Below are 4,414 nucleotides of genomic sequence, written 5' to 3'. Positions count from 1 at the left end.
GAGGACTGTCCTTTTTGCGTTAATCGCGTTTTTTCCACCAGTGCCCTGTCAGGCGCTTCACAACGGAGCTATTTCGCCCTCTTTTTGCGTTTAGGGAGGTATTATTTAAACCAATTGTTTATTTTTGTGTTTAAATCTCAAAAAAACATGCAAATAGTAATTTCTCCCGCTAAATCATTAGACTTTGAAACACCCTTCTCGTATAAAGGATATTCGGAATATAGGTTTATCGAAGAACCCCCTAAATTGGTTAAAAAGCTCAATACCTATAGCGTAAAAAAATTATCCGCACTAATGAATGTAAGTCAAGAGTTAGCGGAGTTGAATTATATGCGATTTAAGGAGTGGCATTATCCGTTTGAACCGGAAAAAGGAAAGCAAGCCTTGTTTGCGTTTAAAGGAGATGTTTATTTAGGTTTGGATGCGTATTCCTTGTCAAATGATGACATAGATTATATTCAAAAAAAGCTATGTATATTATCGGGGCTGTATGGTTTATTGCGACCGTTAGATTTAATTCTTCCGTACAGGTTAGAAATGAGTACAAAGTTACCTGCTGGCAGAAAAAAAGACCTTTATGATTTCTGGGGGAATAAAATAACCCATTTGTTAAAAAAGGACATTCATGAAAATGATCATAAGGTATTAATTAATCTTGCATCGAACGAATATTTTAAATCTATAAAAGTAAAGGAATTAGATGTACCTATTGTAACTCCGGTTTTTAAAGACTTAAAAAACGGTGAATACAAGATGATCAGTTTTTTTGCGAAAAAAGCCCGTGGGTTGATGACGCGATTTATTGTGCAAAACAGAATTGAAGACCCGGAAGAAATAAAAGCCTTTGATTTAGACGGTTATCATTATAATAACCAGCTCTCAAAAGAAAATCAACCGGTATTTACAAGAGATCGTTAGGATATAATAATAAAAATAGTTTCAGATAAAAAGGTGGTTTATTGGTTTTTTAAAATTTTTGCGTACCTTATTAGAAGTGAAAAGAACCTAAATCAAAATTATCTATCATGACGAATATCAATATTATTGAACGATATGGTAACTTATTAAAATCGGAACAATTGGTTACCATGGATGAAAAAATAATGCCTAACACCTTTGTGTTGGAAGCACCTGAACCTTTCCCTGGCTTTTTTAACTATTACAGCGAATCGCCCAAAGATTCGACGCCTTTGTATATATATTTGGTAGTTAATCAGCTTTACACTTTAGAACAAATTACCAGGGCCAGACAAAATATTAAAGCTTATTTTCCATCTGATTTTCATGCAGATGCAGGTACGGTAACCATCTATAATAAAATGTATGATGTAATTAGGATACGTCACCTGGATAAATATGATAAAATAAAAGACCTGCAAACAGCATTTATGGATGAAGGAATTGTATTTAAAAAGAAACCTTCAAAAAAAATTGATACCAAAGGAATCATCAGGTTAAAGAAATTTTTCAGGTTAAATAAAATCGAAGAAGGATTATATCTGGATGAAATTGAAAAGGATCACGGGTACATTGCATTACCAAGATTTGTTAAGTGGGCCGAGTTTGAAGAATTAACAAGAAAAGTGAAATACAATTGGTCGGGTAGTTTTTTTGATGCAGCTTTAGGTCATTTTCATAATAATTTTGAGATTGAGGATATGATAAGGATATATAATCCTAAAATAGACAAAGAGCTTCTCCAAAAAGCCAAACAAAAATACTTAGAACAAATCAAGTAAATTTTTCAAAAGCTCCGTATGGAGCTTTTTTTATACAGATTGGTCTAGCCCGAGATATTCCTCAATTATTCGATAAAGAGCGCAAGGTATTGTGATAAAAAGTAAATGCACCTTTTATAGTTCTCGAAATAATGCACTATTAGTGCGAGAAAAATAACTGCTTCACTATTTTAATGTGCTCTCTAGTCACAAAAGTTTATGATGATTCAGGCTAGTGATGTTTATTCTTTTTGTTAATAAGAGGATAAAGTATTTGTTATTGCATTCATTGGTTTAAAGATTATATTTGGATCTGAAAAGAAAACTAAGATAACATAATGAAATTAAATATTTTAATTGCAGCCATGCTGTTTGTAATTTATTGTAACGCATGCAAACAGCCGTATAAAGTGAAGAGTTATAGCGGTGAGAACGTTTCTGTCGATTCAAGCTTTACAGCAGATAGCGCTATGGATTCATTCATCAAACCTTATAAAGAGAACATCGCTGCCAAAATGGATAGAATTATAGGAGTAAGCGAAAAGGAATTACAGGCTTATAAACCGGAAAGTGCCCTATCAAATTTTGTTTCAGATGTTATTCAACAAAAAGCGAATGAATTCCTTATTAGTAATAATGCTGATTCATTAAGTTTGCTGACTTTGATGAATGTGAAAGGATTGAGAGCGCCAATTCCTAAGGGTGATATATCAGTAAGGAATATTTTTGAGTTAATGCCATTCGAGAATGAAATTGTAATCCTGGCACTTTCAGGAGACAGCATAGAAGCTTTCTTTGACTACTTAGGAAAAATAAGGGGTGATGGAATTGCTGGAGCTTCAGTAAGATATTCAGGTACTAAAACGATAGAAGTACTCATTGATGGTAAACCGATGGATAGGACCAAGAACTACTTTCTGGCTACATCTGATTATCTGGCTAACGGAGGAGATTATTTTGGAATGATAATGAACCCTATTTATAGGGTGTCAATTAATTGCAATCTGCGCGATGCTATCATTGAAAGAATTGAGCAAAAGAATAGCACGGGCGAAATGATTACTGCAGAAGTTGAAGGAAGAATTATATTCAATTAATAGAACATGGAAAAGGGTAGAAGACAGTTTTTAAAAACTATGGCAATAGGCTCGGCAGCAGGTGTATTTAGCTTTCCGGCTTGCACAGAGCAAGGAGGTCGAACCAAGTTAACTATTCTGCACACAAATGATGTGCACAGCCATATCGATCCTTTTCCGGAGAATCATCCAAAATACGCGGGAAAGGGTGGATATGCAAGACGGTTTGCGCTGATAAAACAAGTACGCCAGCAAGAGGAGCATGTTATATTGTTGGATGCAGGAGATATTTTTCAGGGTACACCCTACTTTAATTATTATAAAGGAGAGCTCGATATTAAATTAATGAGCGATATGGGTTATGATGCAGGTACCATAGGAAACCATGAGTTTGATAATGGCATAGATGATCTGGCTACTCAAATTAAAAAATCAAAATTCCCATTTGTATGTAGTAACTATAAAGTAAGCAGTTCAGCTTTAGAGGGTTTAACAAATCTCTATAAAATTATAGAAAAAGGCCCCATTAAAATTGGCATAATCGGGTTGGGAATAGAGTTAAGTGGTTTAGTTACACCATTAAACTATAGGGGCGTAGAATATATGGACCCCATTGTAGAAGGTGATAAAGTAGCTAAATTTTTAAAAGAGAAAAGACAGTGTAACCTGGTGATTGCCTTATCGCACCTGGGCTATGAATACAAAGGAGCCATGGTAAGCGATGTTGTTTTAGCTAAACAAACTAATTATATTGATGTTATACTTGGCGGCCATACGCATACTTTTTTAGATAAACCAGTTATCGTTAGTAATATAAACAAGCAGGATGTTATAATCAATCAGACGGGTTGGGGAGGCATCAACCTGGGACGTTTGGATTTTGTTTTTGATAACTTAAAAAAAACAAAGCAGTTGGCTTACCATACCCAGTTGTAGAATCATTGTTGATAAATAGTATTTATGAAAATCCCAATTGTAGATTTAACATTAGAAAATTTAAAAAAATTAAGACAGCAAAACGACTGGAGCGATCATTTTAAATTAGTGGTTTGGCCCCGCACATTACTATGGTTAGGGCTTAAAGAATTGTTCGCAGATTATAAATCTTTGGATTGGAAGATACACTTTACGCCGGAAAACATGCATAACAACTTTATTTCGATGCATGTAAAAGATGAAAAAGAGGTGTTTAATTTCTATTTTCAGGTACCGCTAGTTGAAAAGCTTTCCTTCAATCTGTATTTAGGAGACAGCACGTATAATTTTTTTGAGATCCATCCCGCTTTGATTGCTATGGGAACAATGAAAAAAGATGAAATAGAAATTCAGGCAACTACCTCTGTTTTACCTCACCTTGTTTTGTCAACTCCCAATAGTAAATATGATAAGGGAACTTTGTGGGAAATCAATGAGGAGAATTACCTGTATTTGGTTAAAAATGATGCCTTAATAAATCTATTAACATCTAATTTTAAGAGATTTATTCCCTCCTTAAAGAAAATTATTGATAGTGAGTGGAATATTTAGCCCGTATAATTCATATATTAAACCCGGATTATGTATTGGAGGTTCGTCATGAGCATTGCAAGTACAATAAAACAAGGCATTACTGAAACGAGG

General features: G+C 34.2%; 5 protein-coding genes. All 5 read left to right on the top strand.

Annotated features, from left to right (window positions below; all coding sequences use genetic code 11):
* Nucleotides 1–918: peroxide stress protein YaaA (gene yaaA, locus ACRD64_RS25030; RefSeq protein ID WP_430937336.1), on the top strand; the 918-nt coding region annotated here is incomplete at its 5' end.
* A gap of 107 nt (nucleotides 919–1,025) precedes the next feature.
* Complete coding sequence (locus ACRD64_RS25025) at nucleotides 1,026–1,739, top strand: hypothetical protein (protein WP_430937334.1); 714 nt, start codon at nucleotides 1,026–1,028, stop codon at nucleotides 1,737–1,739.
* A 317-nt stretch (nucleotides 1,740–2,056) separates the two neighbouring features.
* Complete coding sequence (locus ACRD64_RS25020) at nucleotides 2,057–2,815, top strand: 5'-nucleotidase C-terminal domain-containing protein (protein WP_430937332.1); 759 nt, start codon at nucleotides 2,057–2,059, stop codon at nucleotides 2,813–2,815.
* Between the two features lie 6 nt (nucleotides 2,816–2,821).
* Entirely contained in the window at nucleotides 2,822–3,730 is a 909-nt protein-coding gene (locus ACRD64_RS25015; RefSeq protein ID WP_430937330.1) for a bifunctional metallophosphatase/5'-nucleotidase, read from the top strand.
* A gap of 24 nt (nucleotides 3,731–3,754) precedes the next feature.
* Complete coding sequence (locus ACRD64_RS25010) at nucleotides 3,755–4,321, top strand: hypothetical protein (RefSeq protein WP_430937328.1); 567 nt, start codon at nucleotides 3,755–3,757, stop codon at nucleotides 4,319–4,321.
* Nucleotides 4,322–4,414: the final 93 nt, after the last annotated feature.

This window comes from Saccharicrinis sp. 156 (assembly GCF_050589685.1).
Classification (GTDB): domain Bacteria; phylum Bacteroidota; class Bacteroidia; order Bacteroidales; family Marinilabiliaceae; genus Saccharicrinis.
The sequence above is the reverse complement of the archived record's forward strand: the minus strand, read 5'-3'. Positions and strand labels throughout refer to the sequence as shown.